This is a genomic window from Anaeromyxobacter diazotrophicus (assembly GCF_013340205.1).
In the GTDB taxonomy this organism is placed as follows: Bacteria; Myxococcota; Myxococcia; order Myxococcales; family Anaeromyxobacteraceae; genus Anaeromyxobacter_A; species Anaeromyxobacter_A diazotrophicus.
On sequence record NZ_BJTG01000011.1, the window covers coordinates 34,002 to 53,017 of the forward strand.

10 protein-coding genes are annotated in these 19,016 nt (G+C 73.0%); 6 read left to right on the forward strand and 4 right to left on the reverse strand.

What is annotated here, in order from left to right:
- On the forward strand, positions 1–2,697 hold the full coding sequence (gene polA, locus HWY08_RS19480; protein ID WP_176068368.1) for a DNA polymerase I: 2,697 nt from the start codon (positions 1–3) through the stop codon (positions 2,695–2,697).
- A 44-nt stretch (positions 2,698–2,741) separates the two neighbouring features.
- Here polA and HWY08_RS19485 read toward each other — a convergent pair whose 3' ends face one another.
- Positions 2,742–3,245, reverse strand: a complete 504-nt coding sequence (locus HWY08_RS19485) for a DivIVA domain-containing protein (protein ID WP_176068370.1) — start codon at positions 3,243–3,245, stop codon at positions 2,742–2,744.
- Between the two features lie 95 nt (positions 3,246–3,340).
- Positions 3,341–5,434 (reverse strand): hybrid sensor histidine kinase/response regulator, encoded by a 2,094-nt coding sequence (locus tag HWY08_RS19490; protein ID WP_176068372.1) that lies wholly within the window; start codon positions 5,432–5,434, stop codon positions 3,341–3,343.
- A gap of 177 nt (positions 5,435–5,611) precedes the next feature.
- Here HWY08_RS19490 and HWY08_RS19495 point away from each other — a divergent pair, with 177 nt between their 5' ends.
- Positions 5,612–11,083: a HAMP domain-containing protein gene (locus tag HWY08_RS19495; RefSeq protein WP_176068374.1), complete on the forward strand. Its 5,472-nt coding sequence runs from the start codon at positions 5,612–5,614 to the stop codon at positions 11,081–11,083.
- A gap of 258 nt (positions 11,084–11,341) precedes the next feature.
- Here HWY08_RS19495 and HWY08_RS19500 read toward each other — a convergent pair whose 3' ends face one another.
- Complete coding sequence (locus HWY08_RS19500) at positions 11,342–12,844, reverse strand: mechanosensitive ion channel family protein (protein WP_176068376.1); 1,503 nt, start codon at positions 12,842–12,844, stop codon at positions 11,342–11,344.
- Positions 12,845–12,925: 81 nt separating this feature from the next.
- On the opposite strand from HWY08_RS19500, the gene holB reads away from it, so the two are divergent.
- From holB to HWY08_RS19520, 4 genes are read left to right on the forward strand one after another with little or no spacing between them, the layout of a single operon-like run.
- Positions 12,926–13,987, forward strand: a complete 1,062-nt coding sequence (gene holB, locus HWY08_RS19505) for a DNA polymerase III subunit delta' (protein WP_176068378.1) — start codon at positions 12,926–12,928, stop codon at positions 13,985–13,987.
- Positions 13,971–15,338 (forward strand): DNA polymerase III subunit delta, encoded by a 1,368-nt coding sequence (holA, locus tag HWY08_RS19510; protein ID WP_176068380.1) that lies wholly within the window; start codon positions 13,971–13,973, stop codon positions 15,336–15,338. Before holB ends, holA begins: the two co-directional genes overlap by 17 nt.
- Positions 15,339–15,342: 4 nt before the next feature.
- The gene (metG, locus tag HWY08_RS19515; RefSeq protein ID WP_176068382.1) at positions 15,343–17,451 is read left to right on the forward strand and encodes a methionine--tRNA ligase; all 2,109 of its coding nucleotides are present in this window, start codon (positions 15,343–15,345) and stop codon (positions 17,449–17,451) included.
- 8 nt (positions 17,452–17,459) lie between these two features.
- A complete protein-coding gene (locus tag HWY08_RS19520) occupies positions 17,460–18,242 on the forward strand; it encodes a TatD family hydrolase (protein ID WP_176068384.1) in 783 nt (260 codons plus the stop codon).
- A gap of 6 nt (positions 18,243–18,248) precedes the next feature.
- On the opposite strand, the gene HWY08_RS19525 is transcribed toward HWY08_RS19520, so the two are convergent.
- Entirely contained in the window at positions 18,249–18,974 is a 726-nt protein-coding gene (locus tag HWY08_RS19525) for an HAD family hydrolase (RefSeq protein ID WP_176068386.1), read from the reverse strand.
- Positions 18,975–19,016 lie beyond the last annotated feature (42 nt).

Sequence of the window (19,016 nt, forward strand, 5' to 3'; positions counted from 1 at the left end):
ATGCCCACGCTCACGCTCATCGACGGCTCGGGGTTCGTCTTCCGCGCCTACCACGCGCTGCCGCACCTCTCCACCACCAAGGGCGTGCCGACGAACGCCGTCTACGGCTTCACGACCATGCTCCTCAAGGCGCTGCGGGAGCACGCGCCGACGCACGTGGCGCTCGTCTTCGACGCCGGCCGCAAGAGCTTCCGGAACGAGCTCGACCCGACCTACAAGGCGAACCGCCCGGAGGCGCCCGACGACCTGGCGCGCCAGTTCCCGCTGGTGCGCGAGGTGGCGCGGGCGCTCAACGTCCCCGTGCTGGAGGAGGCCGGGTTCGAGGCCGACGACGTCATCGCCACGCTGGCCTGCCGCGCGCGGGAGCAGGGGTTCGAGGTGGTGGTCGTCACCGGGGACAAGGACTTCGCCCAGCTGGTCGACGACAAGCTCTCCCTCTACGACCCCATGGCGGAGGCGAGCGGCCGGGGCGGCTGGACCGGCCCGGCCGAGGTCGAGAAGAAGCTCGGCATCCCGCCCGCGCAGGCGGTCGAGTACCAGGCCATCCTGGGGGACAAGATCGACAACGTCCCCGGGCTGCCGGGGGTGGGGGAGGTCACCGCCGCCGCGCTGGTGCGCAAGTTCGGCTCGGTGGAGGAGATGCTGCGCCGCCCCGAGGAGATCCCGGCGGCGGTGGCGCGCGGCGGCGAGAAGCTCAAGGAGAAGATCGTCGCCGGCGCGGAGCGCCTGCGCCTGAACCGTCGGCTGGTCGCGCTGCGCAGCGACATGGCGCTGCCCTACCGGCCGGCGGACTTCGCGCGGCAGCCCTTCGACGCGGAGAAGACGCGGGCCCTCTTCGGCGAGCTCGAGTTCTCGCGGCTGCTCAAGGACCTGCCGGCGCCCCCGCCCACCGCCCGGCGGGAGGAGACCGAGCTCGTCCTCACCCGCGCCGCGCTCGACGCCGCGGTGGCGGCGGTGCGCGCGGCGGGCGAGGTGGGCCTGCGCGCGGCGCTGGGCGACGGCCACCCGCGCAAGGAGCCGCCGTTCGGCGTGGCGTTCGCGGGCGGCGGGCGCGCCTTCTACCTGCCCCTCGGCCACCGCTACCTGGGCGCGCCGGCGCAGCTCTCCCTGGCCGAGGCGCGCGAGGGGCTCCGGCCGCTGGTGGAGGACGCGGAGGTGGCGAAGCACGGCCACGATCTCAAGGCCGAGGCGCACGCGCTCCGGCAGCTCGGGCTCGAGCTGCGCGGCCCGGGGGTGGACACCGAGATCGCGAGCCGGCTCCTGCTCCCCACCCGGCGCGAGCACGCGCTGGTGGACGTGGCGCGGGAGCGGCTCTCCTGCGAGCTGCCGCCGATGGAGGAGGGCGGGGGCGGGAAGCGCGGCGCGCGCACGCCGCCCTGGGAGCTGCCGGCGGAGCAGGTGGGGACCGCCGCGGGGGCCTGCGCGGCGGTGCTCCCGGACCTCGCCGCCGCGCTCCGGCGCGGGCTGGAGGACGAGGGGCTCACCCGGCTCTACGAGGAGGTGGAGCGGCCGCTCGTCCCGGTGCTGGCGCGGATGGAGCGGCTCGGCATCCAGGTGGACACCTCCGCCATGGACGCGATGAGCGCCGAGTTCGGGAGCGCCATCCAGGAGCTGGAGAAGCGCATCCACGGCGCGGCCGGGCGCGCGTTCAACGTCGCCTCCACCCGCGAGCTGGCGCAGGTGCTCTTCGAGGAGCTGAAGCTGCCGGTGCTGAAGCGGCTCAAGACCGGCCCCTCGACCGACCAGGAGGTGCTGGAGAAGCTGGCCGAGCAGCACCCCCTGCCGGCGCTGGTGCTGGAGCACCGCTCGCTCTCGAAGCTCAAGGGCACCTACGTCGACGCCCTGCCGCAGCTCGTCGAGGCGGACGGCCGCATCCACACCACCTTCCACCAGGGCGGCGCCGCCACCGGCCGGCTCAGCTCCTCCGACCCGAACCTCCAGAACATCCCCATCCGCACCGAGCTGTCGAAGCGGATCCGCGCCACCTTCGTGGCGCCGCCGGGCCAGCTGCTGCTCTCGGCCGACTACTCGCAGGTGGAGCTCCGGATCCTGGCTCACTTCGCGAAGGACCCGGCCCTGCTCGCCGCCTTCCAGCGGCGGGAGGACGTGCACGCCGCCACCGCCGCCGAGACCTTCGGGGTGGCCCGCGAGGCGGTGACGAGCGACCAGCGGCGCATCGCCAAGGTGCTCAACTTCGGCATCGCCTACGGGCTCTCCGCCTTCGGCCTGTCGCAGCGGCTCGACCTGCCGCCGGCGGAGGCGCAGGGCATCATCGACCGGTACTTCGCGCGCTACGCGGCGGTGAAGGCCTGGCTCGAGGCGACGGTGGCGGAGGCGCGCCGGACGGGCGAGGTGCGCACGCTCTTCGGGCGCAAGCGGGCCCTGCCGGAGCTGCTCTCCCGCAACCCCGCGCTGCGGCAGGGGGCGGAGCGGATGGCGGTCAACACGCCCATCCAGGGCACCGCCGCCGACCTCATCAAGATCGCGATGATCAGGGTCGACCGCGAGCTCGCTGCGCGCGGGCTCGACGCGCGGCTGCTCCTGCAGGTGCACGACGAGCTGGTGCTGGAGGTGGCGGAGCGGGACGCCGAGGCGGCCGCCGAGCTGGTGCGGACGCAGATGGGCGCGGCGGCGGAGCTGGCGGTGCCGCTCGAGGTGGAGGTGGGGACGGGGCGGAGCTGGGCCGAGGCGCACTAGCGGTCGCGTCGCCGCAGCCGGTCGCGGCGAGGCGCGAACCCGCGTTACGCGTTCTCGGACTTCTTCTTCGCGGGCAGGTACTCCACCCCCGCCTCGCGGCCGTCGTGGGCGAACGTCTCGAGGAGCTTGAGGTGGCCGCCGACCATGGCGCGCACCTCCGCCTCGAACTGCACGCGCTGCCGCTTCATCTCGTTGATGTCGTCGACGATGCGGGTGTAGCGCTGGTGCGCGCCCTGGACGATCTTCTCCGCCTGCAGCTCCGCCTCGGCGAGCGTGATCTCCGCCTCCTTGCGCGCCGCCTCGCGGATCTCCTCGCACGCCTTCTGCGCGGTGATCATGGTCTCCTGCAGCGCGCGCTCCCGGCTGCGCAGCTCGGAGATCTCCTCGTCCATGTGCTGCACGTCCTCGCGCAGCATCTGGTTCTCGCGCGCCAGCTCCTCCACCTGGGTGGCGACGAGCGAGAGGAAGCCCTGCACCTCCTCGCGGTCGAAGCCGCGCATGCGGCGGCGGAAGGCCTTCTGCGTGATGTCGAGGGGCGTGATCTTCATGGCGGCTCCCGGTGGGGCGGGGCCGACCCTACCGCGCTTCCGAGACTCCGTCCAAATCGCGCACGGCGACCGACACCCGCCCACACCGCGGGGCGCTACGCCGGGCCGGCCAGCGCGCGCGGCGCGGGCGGGCGGAGCTCCGGGGGCGCGGCGACCGCGAACGTGAGCGGGAGCTCGACGCGGAAGGTGGTCCCGCGCCCGGCGCCGCTCTCGAGGGCGATGTGCCCGCCGTGGGCCTCCGCGATGCTCCGGGCGATGTAGAGGCCGAGGCCGAGCCCGCCGCGGCCGGGGTGGTGCCCCTGCGCGAACGGCGCGAAGAGCCGGGCCTGCTCCGCTGCGGGGATGCCCGGGCCGGTGTCGGCGACGGTGAGCGCGGCGCCCGCGACCGAGCGCTCCGCCCGGACGGTGATCGCGCCGCTCCCGCCGTGCTTCACCGCGTTCGCGACCAGGTTGGTGACGAGCTGCTCCAGGCGCGTCCGGTCCCATCGGCCCACCAGCCCGTCCGCGACCTCGACCGCCAGCGCGCGCCGGCTCGCCCCGAGCTCCGCCTCGAAGCGCGCCGCCGTCTCGCGCACCACCTCGGCCAGGTCGCAGGGCGCCAGCTCCAGCGAGAGCCGCTCGCTCCGGATGCGGGCCAGGTCGAGCAGCGTGTTCACGAGGGCCGTCAGGCGATCGACCTGGCGCGCCACCACGCCCAGCCGGCGCTGCGTCTCCGGGTCCACCGCGGCCCCCGGGCGCGCGCTCTGCTTCCGGAGCAGCTCGACCTGCAGGTGGAGCGCCGAGAGCGGCGTGCGCAGCTCGTGCGAGGCGATGGAGAGGAACTCCTCCCGGGCGCGGACCGCGGCCGCGGTCTTGGCGTGGAGCAGCGCGTTCTCGATGCCCTGGGTGAGCCTGCGGGCGAACTCCTCCGCCAGGCCGCGGTCGTGCGCGCCGAACCGACCCGCGGCGGCGAAGAGGGAGAGGGTCCCGAGGCGCTGGCCGCGCGCCACCAGCGGGAGGACGAAGGCGCTCGCGGCCCGCAGCGCCTCGGGGAGCTCGGCCGCGTCCGCGCCGGCCGGGGCGAGCGGGAGCGGCCCCTCGAGCAGCGCCGGCGCCGCGACGCCGCGCCGCTCGGACCGGCCGAGGCGCTCCGCGGCGCGCTCGGCCGGCGCCTGCAGCTCCGGGCTGGCGTGGGCCACCACCGCCGCGAAGCCCTCCACCTCGACGCACGCCCACTCGGCGAGCGAGCCGGCGGCCATGGCGGCGCCCGCCTGCGCGAGCTCGTGCACCTCGAGGCTGCGCGAGAGCTCGTCCGAGGCGCGCGCCAGGAAGGCCGCCTCCGAGCGCGCGTGGACGGACGCGGTGACGTCGACCGAGAGCGCGTGGAGCTCGACCCGGCTCGGCTCGTCGCCGGGGAGCAGGCGCAGGGTGGTCTCGAAGAAGGCCGTGCTCCGGTCGGCCCGGAAGAGGCGGTGCTCGAGGGTGGCGGGCGCGCCGCCCGGGGAGAGCGCGGCGGCGGCGGCGGCGAAGCGCGGGCGGTCCGCCGGCGGCAGGCGCTCCAGCCAGGACGCCGGCTCGGCCGTCCAGCGCTCGAGCGGGAAGCCGAGCAGCGGCCCCGCGCTGGGGCTCACGAAGGTGCACCCGAGCGTGAGGGGGTCGAGCGTCCAGGCGATGGCGTGCGAGAGGCCCTCCACGAGCGTCTGGTACCGGCGCTGGGCCACCTGCTGGCGGCGCAGCGCGCGCACCTCCAGCTGGGCCAAGGTGTGGGCGTGCTCGCGCCGCTCGTGGGCGCGCAGGAGCTCCGCCTGCCGCTGGATCTCGAGCCGCGCCCGGTGCAGCGCCACGAAGGCCGCCACCTTCGACCGCAGCACCTCCGGCTGGAGCGGCTTGCGGAGGTAGTCGACGCCGCCGCTCTCGTACCCGGCGAGCACGCGCGCCTCGTCCTCGGCGAAGGCGGTGACGAAGACGATGGGGATGTTGCGCGTCCGCTCGTTCTGGCGGACGAGCCGCGCCGTCTCGTAGCCGTCCATCCCCGGCATCTGGACGTCCATCAGGATGAGCGCGCAGTCGTGCTTCAGGAGGAAGCGCAGGGCCTCGGCGCCCGACTCCGCCTTCACCAGCTCGTACTCGGGCGAGGCGAGCGCCGCCTCCAGCGCGAGCAGGTTGGAAGGCCGGTCGTCGACCAGCAGGATCTGGATCGCCTCGCTCATGGGACCGCCCCGTTCTAGAGACCCCGGGGTGAGGACGCAACGCGACGCGCCTCCCCGCGGTGTTGCCTCGAATGAGCAGTGGCCCCTCTTAGGGCTAGGAAGTTCGCGGCCCTCTGGGACAATAGCTCCTTCATTTTCGCCGCGGTCCCGCCCCGACGGGTCCGCTCCCGAGGACGCATGAAGACCGAGCGCTCCAACGCAGGTGGGCGGCGCCCGCGCGCCAAGTCGCGCCCCCGCGTCGAGTCGAAGCCGCCCGCCACCGAGTGGGAGCTCCTGTCGAGGGCCAGCCAGGAGGAGCTGGAGCGGCTCATCGACGTGCTCAAGGCGGTGAAGCAGGGCGACTTCACGGTGCGGCTCACCTACCAGAAGGACGGCATCCTCTCGCGCGCCGGCGAGCTGCTCAACGACATCCTGAGCCTCAACGAGCACACCGCCGGCGAGCTGACCCGCGTGGGAAAGGTGGTCGGTCAGGAGGGGCGCATGACGGAGCGCGCCTCGGTAGGTCCGGCCAAGGGCGCCTGGGCGAGCGGCATGCACGCCGTGAACCAGCTCATCGGCGACCTGGTCGCGCCGACGAACGAGGTGGCGCGCGTCATCACCGCGGTGGCCAAGGGCGACCTGTCGCAGAAGATGTCGCTCGACATCGAGGGGCGGCCGGTGCGCGGGGAGTTCCTCCGCATCGGGACCACCGTCAACGCGATGGTCGATCAGCTGAACTCGTTCGCGGCCGAGGTGACGCGCGTGGCGCGCGAGGTCGGCACCGAGGGCAAGCTGGGCGGGCAGGCGGACGTGAAGGGGGTCTCCGGTACCTGGCGCGACCTCACCGACAACGTGAACGGGCTGGCCGCGAACCTGACGGCGCAGGTGCGCAACATCGCGAAGGTCACCACGGCCGTCGCGAAGGGCGACCTCTCGCAGAAGATCACCGTCGACGCCAAGGGCGAGATCCTCGAGCTCAAGAACACCATCAACGTGATGGTCGATCAGCTGTCGTCCTTCGCGGCGGAGGTGACGCGCGTCGCGAAGGAGGTCGGCACCGAGGGCCGGCTGGGCGGGCAGGCCGACGTGAAGGGCGTGTCGGGCACCTGGAAGGACCTCACCGACAACGTGAACGGGCTCGCCGCGAACCTCACCAACCAGGTCCGCAACATCGCCAAGGTGACGACCGCCGTCGCCACCGGCGACCTCTCCCACAAGATCACGGTCGAGGCGAAGGGGGAGATCTACGAGCTCAAGAACACCATCAACACCATGGTGGACACGCTGCGCTCCTTCGCGGCGGAGGTGACGCGCGTCGCGAAGGAGGTCGGCACCGAGGGCCGGCTGGGCGGGCAGGCCGACGTGAAGGGCGTGTCGGGCACCTGGAAGGACCTCACCGACAACGTCAACACCATGGCCTCGAACCTGACCGTCCAGCTGCGCGACGTGTCGAAGGTCGCCATCGCCATCGCGCACGGCGACCTGACGCAGAAGATCACCGTCGACGTGAAGGGGGAGATCCTCCAGATCAAGGACGTCATCAACAAGATGGTGGACCAGCTCAACTCCTTCGCGGCGGAGGTGACGCGCGTCGCGAAGGAGGTCGGCACGGAGGGCAAGCTGGGCGGGCAGGCCAACGTCCGCGGCGTGTCGGGGACCTGGAAGGACCTCACCGACAACGTGAACGGCCTGGCGGCGAACCTGACGGTGCAGCTGCGCGACGTGTCCAAGGTCGCGACCGCCATCGCCAACGGCGACCTGACGCAGAAGATCACCGTCGACGTGAAGGGGGAGATCCTCCAGATCAAGGACGTCATCAACAAGATGGTCGATCAGCTGAACTCGTTCGCGGCGGAGGTGACGCGCGTCGCGAAGGAGGTCGGCACCGAGGGCAAGCTGGGCGGTCAGGCCAACGTGCGCGGCGTGTCGGGGACCTGGAAGGACCTCACCGACAACGTGAACGGGCTCGCGGCCAACCTGACGGTGCAGCTCCGCGACGTGTCGAAGGTCGCGACCGCCATCGCCGACGGCGACCTGACCCGGAAGATCACCGTCGACGTGAAGGGGGAGATCCTCCAGATCAAGGACGTCATCAACAAGATGGTGGACCAGCTCAACTCGTTCGCGGCGGAGGTGACCCGCGTGGCGCGCGAGGTCGGCACGGAGGGCAAGCTGGGCGGGCAGGCCAACGTCCGCGGCGTGTCGGGGACCTGGAAGGACCTCACCGACAACGTGAACGGCCTCGCCGCCAACCTGACGAACCAGGTGCGCAACATCGCGCTCGTGACCACCGCCGTCGCGAACGGCGATCTGTCGCAGAAGATCACGGTCGAGGCGCGGGGCGAGATCTACGAGCTGAAGGACACCATCAACGTCATGGTGGACCAGCTCCGCTCCTTCGCGGCGGAGGTGACGCGCGTCGCGAAGGAGGTCGGCACCGAGGGCCGGCTGGGCGGGCAGGCGGACGTGAAGGGCGTCTCCGGCACCTGGAAGGACCTCACCGACAACGTGAACGTGCTGGCGGCGAACCTGACCACCCAGGTGCGCAACATCGCGAAGGTCACCACCGCGGTCGCCAAGGGCGACCTGTCGCAGACCATCACCGTCGAGGCGAAGGGCGAGATCCTGGAGCTCAAGAACACCATCAACGTCATGGTGGACCAGCTCAACTCGTTCGCCGCCGAGGTGACGCGCGTCGCGAAGGAGGTCGGCACCGAGGGGCGGCTGGGCGGGCAGGCCGACGTGAAGGGCGTCTCCGGGACCTGGAAGGACCTCACCGACAACGTGAACGTCCTCGCCGCGAACCTCACCAACCAGGTGCGGAACATCGCCAAGGTCACCACCGCGGTCGCGAAGGGCGACCTGTCGCAGAAGATCACGGTCGACGCCAAGGGCGAGATCCTGGAGCTCAAGAACACCATGAACGTCATGGTGGACCAGCTGAACTCGTTCGCCGCCGAGGTGACGCGCGTCGCGAAGGAGGTCGGCACCGACGGCAACCTGGGCGGGCAGGCCGACGTGCGGGGCGTCTCGGGCGTCTGGAAGGACCTGACCGACAACGTGAACTTCATGGCCTCGAACCTGACGCTGCAGGTCCGCAGCATCATCAAGGTCGTGACCGCCATCGCGAACGGCGACCTGACGCAGAAGTTCGTGCTGGAGGCGAAGGGCGAGGTGGCCGCCCTGGCGGAGACCATCAACAGCATGACCGACACCCTGCGGACCTTCGCCGATCAGGTGTCGACGGTCGCGCGCGAGGTGGGCGTGGAGGGCAAGCTGGGCGCGCAGGCGCGCGTGCCGGGCGTCTCGGGCGTCTGGAAGGACCTGACCGAGAACGTGAACTTCATGGCCTCGAACCTGACCAAGCAGGTGCGCGGCATCGTGAAGGTCGTGACCGCGGTCGCCAACGGCGACCTGTCCCAGAACTTCGTGCTGGAGGCGAAGGGCGAGGTGGCCGCCCTGGCGGAGACCATCAACTCCATGACCGACACGCTGCGCATCTTCGCCGACGAGGTGACGACCGTCGCGCGCGAGGTGGGCATCGAGGGCAAGCTGGGCGGCCAGGCCAAGGTGCCCGGCGCCGCCGGCACCTGGCGCGACCTGACCGACAACGTGAACCAGCTCGCCGGCAACCTCTCGTCCCAGGTGCGCGCCATCGCCGAGGTCTCCACCGCCGTGACCAAGGGCGACCTCACCCGCTCCATCACCGTGGCGGCGGAGGGCGAGGTCGCGGCGCTGAAGGACAACGTCAACCAGATGATCTCCACCCTCAAGGAGACCTCGGAGAAGAACACCGAGCAGGACTGGCTCAAGACGAACCTGGCCGACTTCTCGAGCATGATGCAGGGCCAGCGCAACATCGTGGCCGTCGCCCAGGCCATCATGTCGGAGCTGACGCCGCTCGTGAACGCGCAGCACGGCGCCTTCTTCATGCTGGAGCCGGGGGACGAGGGGGGCGAGCCGCAGCTCAACCTGGTGGCGAGCTACGGCTTCGGCGGGCGGAAGACGCTCTCCACCCGCTACCGGCTGAAGGAGAGCCTCATCGGCCAGTGCGCCTACGAGAAGAAGCGCATCGTGGTGCGGGACGTGCCGGAGGACTTCATCTACGTGACGAGCGGGATGGGCTCGGCCCGGCCCCGGGCGGTGGTGGTGCTGCCGGCGCTGTTCGAGGGCGAGACCAAGGCGGTCATCGAGCTCGCCTCCTTCGCGGAGTTCAGCCCGAACCACCTGGCCTTCCTCGACCAGCTCATGGACAACGTGGGCGTCATCCTCAACATGATCTCGTCCAGCATGCGGACGGAGGAGCTCCTCGCCGAGCTGAAGCGCTCCAACGCCGAGCTGGAGGCGCAGGCGACCGAGCTGAACGAGAAGGCGCGGCTGCTCGAGCAGAAGAACTCGGAGGTGGAGCTCGCCAGCCGCAGCCTGGAGGAGAAGGCCGAGCAGCTCCAGCTCATCTCCAAGTACAAGTCCGAGTTCCTGGCCAACATGTCGCACGAGCTCCGGACGCCGCTCAACAGCCTGCTCATGCTCTCCAAGGTGCTGGCGGACAACCGCGACCGGAACCTGACGCCGGAGCAGGTGAAGTGCGCGGCGACGGTCTACGCGTCGGGCAACGACCTCCTGAACCTCATCAACGAGATCCTCGACCTGTCCAAGGTCGAGGCCGGCAAGATGCCGATCGAGCCGCGGGAGGCGCACCTCTCCGAGGTGCGCGACTACCTGGAGCAGACCTTCCGGCACGTGGCGGAGCAGAAGGGGCTCGACTTCACGATCTCCATGGGCGCCGGGCTCCCGGCCAGCGTGTACACCGACGTGGCCCGGCTGCAGCAGATCCTGAAGAACCTGCTGTCGAACGCCTTCAAGTTCACCGAGCGCGGCGCGGTGTCGCTCACCATCGACTCCGCTCAGCGGCTGCGGCCCGGGGCCGCCCGCGGGCTCCTCGCCTTCTCGGTCCGCGACACCGGCATCGGCATCCCGAAGGAGAAGCAGCGGATCATCTTCGAGGCGTTCCAGCAGGCGGACGGCACCACCAGCCGCAAGTACGGGGGCACCGGGCTCGGGCTCACCATCAGCCGCGAGATCGCCCGGCTGCTGGGGGGCACCATCGAGGTGGAGAGCGCGGCCGGGCAGGGGAGCCTCTTCACGGTGCTGCTCCCGGAGCGCTACGCGGGCGCCGAGCCGGCGCGGGAGGTCCGCGCAGCCGCGGTCGAGGAGGAGGCGGAGCTCCCGCCGTTGCCGGTGGGCGTCGACCTGGCGGGGAAGAAGATCCTGCTCGCGGACGACGACATGCGGAACCTCTTCGCCATCAACACCGTCCTGGAGCGGGCGCGGCTGGAGGTGGTCCACGCGCAGAACGGGCGCGAGGCCCTCAGCATGCTGGAGCGCCACCCCGACGTGGACCTGGTGCTCATGGACACGATGATGCCGGAGATGGACGGGCTGACGGCCATGAAGCTCATCCGCGGCATGCCGCGCTACGCCCAGCTGCCGATCGTCTCGCTCACCGCCAAGGCGATGAAGGGCGACCGCGAGAGCGCCATCGCCGCCGGCGCCTCGGACTACGTCGCGAAGCCGGTGGACCCCGAGCGGCTGCTCTCGGTCATCCACCACTGGCTCGTCAGCTCGGGGGCGATCGGCCCCGTCGCGGAGGAGGCGGGCGCGAACCCCTGAGGCGCCCGCGCGGCTCGTACCGGGAGGAGGTCCACCTTGGACGATCGCCCTCGCCGCTCACCCTGGAAGCGCCTCCTCGCCGGCCTCGGCGCCGGGGCGCTGCTCGGGCTGACCTACAGCTTCGCCTCGCAGGCGCTCGGCTCGACCTGATCGATCGCCTGCAACCCGGCGGTCGCCGGGTCGATGGGGGCGCTGCTCGGCGCGGTGGCCTTCGCGGGCGACGGAGGGCGCGAGCCGCGCGAGCGGCGCTGAGCGCGCCTACCCGAGGCTCTTGAAGATCTCCCGCAGCCGGTCGAGGAGCTGATGCGGCTCCTCGGGCGGGCGCACCGCGCCGGTGGCGGCCTGCTCGACGGTGCGGGTGAGCCCCGCGCGCCGGCGCGCCAGCACGTCGGTCAGCTTGCGGGCCACCTCGGGCGCGCGGCCGAACAGCTCGCCGAACGCCTCGCGGTCGACGGCGACGAGCGCGCTGTCCTGCGTCGCGGCGACGGTCGCCGAGCGGGGATCGCCGGTGAGGGCGGCCATCTCCCCGAAGAAGTCGCCCGGCCCGAGCCGCGCCACCTCCTGCTCGCGGCCGTCCGGCGCGCGCACCCGCACCACCACCTCGCCGTCGGCCACCACGTAGAACGGGGCGGGGGCGGTGTCGCCCTGGCGCAGGATGACCTCGCCGCGGCCGAAGCGGGCCACGCGCGCCCGGGCCGCCAGCTCGCGCCGGAGCGCCGGCTCCACCGGGGCGAGGAAGTCCACGTGCGCGAGCAGGGCCTCCACGTCCACCTCCTCGGCCCCCGCCGCCGGCCGCGCGCCGCGGGCGAGGCGCACCTCGTTCCCGACCGGCGAGAGCGCGATCCCGGCGCGGTGCAGGCGGTACCAGAGCTGGGAGCGGACCTCGTCCTCGACCTCGCCGCCCTGCTCCCACCGCCCCACCCAGAACAGCACCTCGTACTGGATGGCGGCCGGGGCCAGCTCCGCGGTGCGCACCACCGGCGGCGGCTCCGCCACCACCCGGGGGTTCGAGCGCACCACCGTCAGCGCCGCGTCCTTGAAGGCGTTCGGCGGCACGTCGTAGGCGAGCGAGAGCGCCACCCGGCGCATGACCGAGCCGCGGCGGGAGAGGTTGTAGACCGCCTCCTTGGCCACCGCGTTGTTGGGGATGGTGAGCCCCTCGCCGGCGCCGGTGAGGATCCGGGTCGCCCGCCAGCCGATCTCGACCACCTTCCCCTGGTGGGCGCCGATGCGGACCCAGTCGCCCTCGCCGAACGGCCGCTCCGCCTGCAGCGAGAGCCCGGCGAAGAGGTTGCCGAGCGTCTCCTGCAGCGCGAGGCCCAGCACGAGGGAGATGACGGCGGAGCTCGCCAGCACCGCGCTGACGTCGATCTCGAGCGTCGCCTGCAGGATGACGAGCAGCGCCAGGACGAACAGCACCCCGTCCACCAGGTCGCGCAGGATCTTCGGCGTCTCGACCCCGGTGCGGCGGCGGTGGAGCAGGCTCCAGGTGGCGGCGCTCCCGCGGATGGCGCCGAAGGAGAAGAGCACCAGCCCCGCCACGAAGAGCCCCTTGTCGAGCTTGTGCCAGGAGGCGCGGTTGGGCGTCAGCGCGCGCAGGAAGGCGGTGGCGAGGAAGAAGAGGAGGTACTTCACGGCGCCGGAGAGGTCGCGCCGGTAGGCCTCGTCGCGCGTGAGCGACCGCGCCGTCATCATTGCGGCGAGGAGCACGAAGCCGAAGGCGCCGGTGGCGTAGCGGGCGAGGAAGTCCTCGAGGTCCATGGGACGAGCATCCTACCGCCGGCGGCCCGCGCAAAGCGGCGGAAGCGCCCGCCCGGCCTTATGTTATGGTCCGCCCGCCCCATGCCGTTCTCGGAGCTCATCGGCCAGGATCGCGCCCTCGGCGCGCTGCGCGCGGCGCTCTCGCGGGGAGCCCTCCACCACGCCTACCTCTTCGCCGGTCCGGAGGGGGTGGGGAAGGGCACCGCGGCGCGGCTGCTCGCGCAGGCGGCCAACTGCGAGGGCGGGGCGGCATCGGGGAGCGCCGCCGGCTTCCGGACCGACCCCTGCGGCGCGTGCGGCCCCTGCCGCAAGATCGCCCGCGGCACCCACCCCGACGTCCTCGCGCTGGCGGAGGAGCGGGTCATGGCGAAGGCCGGCCGCTGGGAGCCGAAGGGCGGGCGGACGCCGTCGAAGGACATCGTGGTGGACCAGGTCCGCGACCTCGTCGACCACCGCCTGTCGCTGCGCCGCTTCGAGGGGCGCCGCCGGTTCGTGGTCATCGACCCCGCCGACGCGCTCAACCCGCAGGCGCAGAACGCGCTCCTCAAGACGCTGGAGGAGCCGCCCGCCGACACCACCCTCGTGCTCGTCGCCTCGAGCCCGGACGCGCTGCTCCCCACGATCCGCTCGCGCTGCGCCCGGCTCGCCTTCGCGCCGCTGCCGGAGGCGCTCCTGGCCGAGCGGCTCGCCGCGGCCGGTCGCGCGCCCGAGGACGCGCGCCTGCTGGCGGCGCTGTCCGGCGGCTCCCTGGGGCGCGCGCTCGCGCTCGACCCGGACGCGCTCCGCGCCCGCGAGGAGGCGGTGGCGGCCGCCGCGGCGCTCGACCCGGGCGACGCCTCCACCTGGATCACCTTCGCCGCCGCGCAGGCCGAGGATCGCGAGGCGGCGCGCGAGACCTGCGAGCTCCTGCAGCTCTGGCTCCGGGACGTGCTGGCCTTCCAGGCGGCGGGCGCCGCGGCGCCGCTCGCGCTGGCGGAGCTGGCCGAGCGGACGGCCGCCGCCGCCGGGGCGCTCGCGCCGGCGGACGTGCTCCGCCGCGGCGAGGCGGCGCGCGAGGCGGCGGCGGCGCTCCTCCAGAACGCGTCCCCGGCGCTGGCGCTGGAGCGCATGCTCATCGACTGGTTCCATGGCGAGCTTCGGTAAGGGGCGCCCGGCGCGCAAGGCCGAGGGGGCCACGCTGGAGCTGTGCCTCGACGAGGCGCGCGCCGGCCGCCCCGCGCCCGTCTACCTCTTCGAGGGCGACGCGTACCTGGCCGGCCGGGCCGCGCGCGAGCTCGCGCAGGCGCTGGTGCCCGAGGCGCAGCGCGACCTCAACGTGGTGGAGCTCGACGCCGCGGCCTCGCCGGCCGAGGTGGCCGCCGAGCTCGCGACCCGCGGGCTGTTCTCCGGCCCGGAGGCGCGCAAGGTGGTGCTGGTGCTCGAGCCCGCCTTCCTCACCTCCAAGGAGGACGGCGGCGGCCCCTTCGCGAACGCGCGCGAGGCGTGGAAGAAGGGGCGGCAGCGCGAGGGCGCGCGCAAGCTCCTCGCGCTGGCGGCCAAGGCCGGCTGGAAGGCGGAGGCGCTCGCCGGGGACGGCGCGCCCACCGCGGCGGAGTGGAAGAAGGAGCTGGGCGTCGAGGGGGCCGACCTCGAGTTCGTGCGCGAGGCGGCGGCCTGGGCGGTGGAGAAGGAGATGAGGTCGCCGCGCGACGACGCCTCGGCGCTCGACGCGGCGCTGGCGGCGGGCCTCCCCCCCGGGCACGTGCTGGTGGTGGCCTCGGGGAAGGTGGACGGTCGCCTGCCGCTGGTGAAGAGGCTCGCCGCCGCCGGGCGGCGGGTCGCGCTCGCCATCGGGACCGAGGGCACCTGGGACGCGCAGCGGCCGGTGCTGCGCCCGGTGCTGGAGGGGCTGCTGGCGGGCACGGGAAAGACCATCGACCGCGCCGCCGAGGAGCGGCTGGCGGCCCTCGTCGGCGCCGACGCCCGCACGCTGGCGAGCGAGGTGGCGAAGCTCGTCGCCCACGCCGGCGACCGGAAGACCATCGGCGCCGCCGACGTGGACGCGCTCGTCACCCGCGTCGCCGAGGATCCGTTCTTCGCCCTCGGCAACGCCGTCGAGGCGAAGGACCTGCCCCTCGCGCTGGCGGTGCTCGACCGGAGCCTGGCCGACGGCGCGCACCCCATCATGCTGCTCGGCATGCTCGCCTCGGCCGTCCGCCGGCTGGTGGTGGAGCGCGAGCGCGGGCGCCGGGCGGCCGGGGAGCGCCGGATCGCGAGCTACGACGCCTGGCAGGCGCAGGTGCTGCCGCACATCCCCGAGGAGGAGCTCGGGTCGAAGAAGCCGTACGGGTTCTGGATGAAGTACCAGGCGGCGCAGCGGTACTCGCGCGCCGCGCTGCTGCGCGGGCTCCGCGATCTCGCGGACGCCGACCTGGCCATGAAGTCGGGCGCCGACGAGCGGCCGCTGCTCGAGCGCGCGCTGTGGCGGCTGATGGCCGCCGATACGAGAGGATGAGGACGTGAGCGAACGAATCCTGGTGACGAGCGCGCTGCCCTACGCCAACGGCAGCCCGCACCTCGGGCACCTCGTCGAGTACATCCAGACGGACATCTACGTCCGGTTCCGGCGCGCCTGCGGGGACGACGTCACCTACGTCTGCGCCGCCGACGCGCACGGCACGCCCATCGAGGTGAACGCCGCCAAGGCGGGCGTCGCGCCCCGGGACTTCGTGGAGAAGTACCGGAAGGAGCACCACGAGGGCTACCGGGCCTTCGGGGTCGAGTTCTCGACCTTCTACACCACCGACTCGCCCGAGAACGCCAAGTGGGCGTACCGCGTCTACGACGCGCTCAAGGCGAAAGGCCTCATCTACAAGAAGTCGGTCGAGCAGCTCTACTGCGAGACCGACCGGCGCTTCCTGCCCGACCGCTTCGTGAAGGGCACCTGCCCGAAGTGCGGCACCCCCGACCAGTACGGCGACGTCTGCGAGCACTGCGGGACCACCTACGACCCGCGGGAGCTGAAGCAGCCGTACTGCGCCATCTGCCGGACGCCGCCGGTCGTGCGCGCCAGCGACCACGCCTACGTGGACCTCAAGCGGCCCGAGGTGAAGGGGATCATCGAGGGCTGGGTCAACGCCGAGGGGCACCTCGAGCCGGCGGTGCGCGAGCAGGTGAAGGGCTGGCTCGCCGACCTGCAGGACTGGTGCATCACGCGCGACGAGCCGTACTTCGGGTTCCCGGTGAAGGACCCGGAGTTCAAGGGCAAGTACCTCTACGTCTGGGTGGACGCGCCGATCGGCTACCTGTCCTCGGCGGAGCACTACTTCGCGGCGGAAGCACCGACCCACGAGCGGCTCGCCCCGGCCGAGTTCGAGCGGCGCTACCTGGCCGAGGGCGCGCCGACGCGGCTGGAGCACTTCATCGGCAAGGACATCCTGCGCTTCCACGCCGTCTTCTGGCCCGCCATGCTGTGGGCGACCGGCCTGAAGCGCCCGGACCGGATGCCCGTCCACGGCCACCTCACCGTGAACGGCGAGAAGATGTCGAAGTCGCGCGGGACGTTCGTCACCGCCAGCACCTACCTCGAGTCCGGGCTCGACCCGGAGCTGCTCCGCTACTACTACGCCTCGAACCTCTCGCCCGGCATCTACGACCTCGATCTGGCGCTGGAGGAGTTCAGGAACCGCGTCAACGCCGACCTGGTGAAGCGCATCGCGAACCTCGCCTCGCGCGTCCACGCGCTCGTCGCGAAGGCGGGCGGGGAGCTGGCGCGCCCGGCGGCCCCGGCGGGCGGCGAGCTCGCCGCGGCCACCGCCCGCGCGCTGGCGCAGGCGCGGCCCGCCTTCCGCGAGCTCGAGTACCGGGCGGCGCTGCGCGCCGCCAACGACCTGGCCGACCTCGGCAACAAGGCGCTCCAGGACCAGAAGCCGTGGGAGCGGCTCGAGGCGGAGGGGGCGCGGGCGCTGCTGTACGACCTCACCAAGGCGCTCCACGGGCTGGCGGTGATGCTGGCGCCGGTCCTGCCGCGCTTCGCGGCCGGGCTGGCCGAGGCGCTCGGCGGCGTGAGCCTGGCCTGGCCCGAGGGCTTCACGCCCTTCGACGGCCAGCCGGCCCGCTTCACCGCCAAGCCGCCGCAGATCCAGCCGGTGGATGCGAAGCAGGTGGCGAAGCTCATCGTCTCCCTGCCGGACGCGCCCGCCCCGAAGGTCGCGAAGGCGCAGAGCCCGGCCGAGACCGCCAGCAAGGCGACCGTGAAGCCCGCGGCCTCCGCCGGCGCGGCCGGGGCGCCGGCGTTCGGCGTGATCCAGTACGACGACTTCGCCAAGGTCGAGCTGCGGGTGGGCGAGGTGCAGGCGGCCGAGGCGGTGCCGAAGGCGGACAAGCTGCTCAAGCTCACCGTCGACGTGGGGGAGCCGGCGCCGCGCACCATCGTGGCGGGCATCGCCCAGGCCTACCCCGATCCGAGCGCGCTCGTCGGCCGCCGCATCGTCGTGGTGGCGAACCTGGCGCCGCGCCCGCTGCGCGGCATCACCTCGCAGGGCATGCTGCTCGCCGCCGGCGAGCCGCCCGACCTGCAGGTGGTCACCGTCGGCAAGGGGATCCCGGCGGGCACCCGCGTGAAGTGAGCGCCGGCATGCCGCACCTCATCGACAGCCACGCCCACCTGGACTTCGAGGATTACCGCGCCGACCTCGACGCGGTGATCGCCCGCGCCCGCGCCGCGGGGGTGGAGCGGGTGGTGCTCATCGGGCTGTGGCGCGCCCCCGGCGACTTCGGCAACGCGCTGGCGCTCGCGGCGGCGCAGCCGGCCACCTTCGCCGCGACGGTCGGCATCCACCCCCACGAGTGCGCCAAGGTGCCCGAGGAGGACTGGCGCGCGATGGAGGCGGCGGCCAGGGACCCGCGGGTGGTGGGGGTGGGGGAGACCGGCCTCGACTTCCACTACGACCTGTCGCCGCGCGAGGTGCAGGAGGCCTCGTTCCGCCGCTCGATCCAGGCCGCCCGCGCGGCGGGCAAGCCGGTGGTGGTGCACGTGCGCGAGGCGGACGAGGCGTGCGCGCGCGTGCTGGCCGAGGAGGGCGTGCCGCCGGCGGGCGGCGTCATCCACTGCTTCACCGGCGACTGGGCGCGCGCCCGGACCTACCTCGACCTCGGCCTCTACCTGTCGGTGGCGGGGGTGGTGACGTTCAAGGCCGCCGGCGACCTGCGCGAGGCGGTGCGCCGCGTCCCGCGCGACCGGCTGCTCGTCGAGACCGACTGCCCGTTCCTCGCCCCGGTGCCGTTCCGCGGCAAGCGGAACGAGCCGGCGCACGTGGCGCACACGGCGGCCCAGGTGGCCGAGCTGTGGGGCACCACGGTCGACGAGGTCGGGGACGTGACGAGCGCCAACGCGCGGCGGCTGTTCAGGCTGGGGTAGGGCGGCCTAGCCGTCCCAGCTCCCCCACTCGTCGGCGGTGTCGGGCGGGAGCTGGCCCTTCGTGCGCTCGTGCCACTCGACCACCTCCCACCCGCGGTGCTCGGCGGCGGCGCGGAAGGGCGGCTTGGGGTTCACCACCACCGGGTTCCCGACCGCCTCGAAGAGCGGCGTGTCGGCGACCGAGTCGGAGTAGACGAAGCTCTTCGCCAGGTCGATGTCGTAGCTCTCCGCCACACGCTCGACCACCGAGCGCTTGCCGTCGCGGAAGACGACCGGCGGGACGATCTGGTCGGTGGCGCGACCGTCCACCACCCGGGTGCGCGTGCCGATGGCCACGTGGGCGCGCAGGTGCCGGCCCACCTCGTCGATGATGTACTGCGGCGAGCCGGAGGCGACCACCACCAGGTGCCCGGAGAGGAGGTGCTTGCGGATCTGGCGCACGGCGCCGGTGGTGATGCGCTTGCGCAGGTGGCGCTGGAAGCAGGCGTGCGCGTGCGCCTTGATCTCGTCGGCGCGGAGCCCCTGCTGGCAGCGCGAGCCCACCTCGACCATGTCCTGCTCGGAGAGCCGCCGGCGCGCGTACTCGTAGATGATGCGCGGGATCCGCGCCCGCATGTCGGGCCGCATGATCTTCTCGCTGTAGAGGTACCAGGTGAAGATCGTGCCGGCGTTGCCGTCGAGGAGCGAGTCGTCGACGTCGAAGATGGCGGCGGTTCGGCCGAAGGGGACCACGGGGGAGCGATTGTACACGCGTGGGCGCGGCGGGGAGGAGCC

What these genes read in the sequence shown, in the direction of transcription:
- HWY08_RS19520 (WP_176068384.1), top strand. Translation starts at nt 17,460, where the DNA reads ATGCCGCACCTCATCGACAGCCACGCCCACCTGGACTTCGAGGATTAC.
- holB (WP_176068378.1), top strand. Translation starts at nt 12,926, where the DNA reads ATGCCGTTCTCGGAGCTCATCGGCCAGGATCGCGCCCTCGGCGCGCTG.
- HWY08_RS19485 (WP_176068370.1), bottom strand. Translation starts at nt 3,245, where the DNA reads ATGAAGATCACGCCCCTCGACATCACGCAGAAGGCCTTCCGCCGCCGC.
- polA (WP_176068368.1), top strand. Translation starts at nt 1, where the DNA reads ATGCCCACGCTCACGCTCATCGACGGCTCGGGGTTCGTCTTCCGCGCC.
- HWY08_RS19490 (WP_176068372.1), bottom strand. Translation starts at nt 5,434, where the DNA reads ATGAGCGAGGCGATCCAGATCCTGCTGGTCGACGACCGGCCTTCCAAC.
- HWY08_RS19500 (WP_176068376.1), bottom strand. Translation starts at nt 12,844, where the DNA reads ATGGACCTCGAGGACTTCCTCGCCCGCTACGCCACCGGCGCCTTCGGC.
- holA (WP_176068380.1), top strand. Translation starts at nt 13,971, where the DNA reads ATGGCGAGCTTCGGTAAGGGGCGCCCGGCGCGCAAGGCCGAGGGGGCC.
- HWY08_RS19495 (WP_176068374.1), top strand. Translation starts at nt 5,612, where the DNA reads ATGAAGACCGAGCGCTCCAACGCAGGTGGGCGGCGCCCGCGCGCCAAG.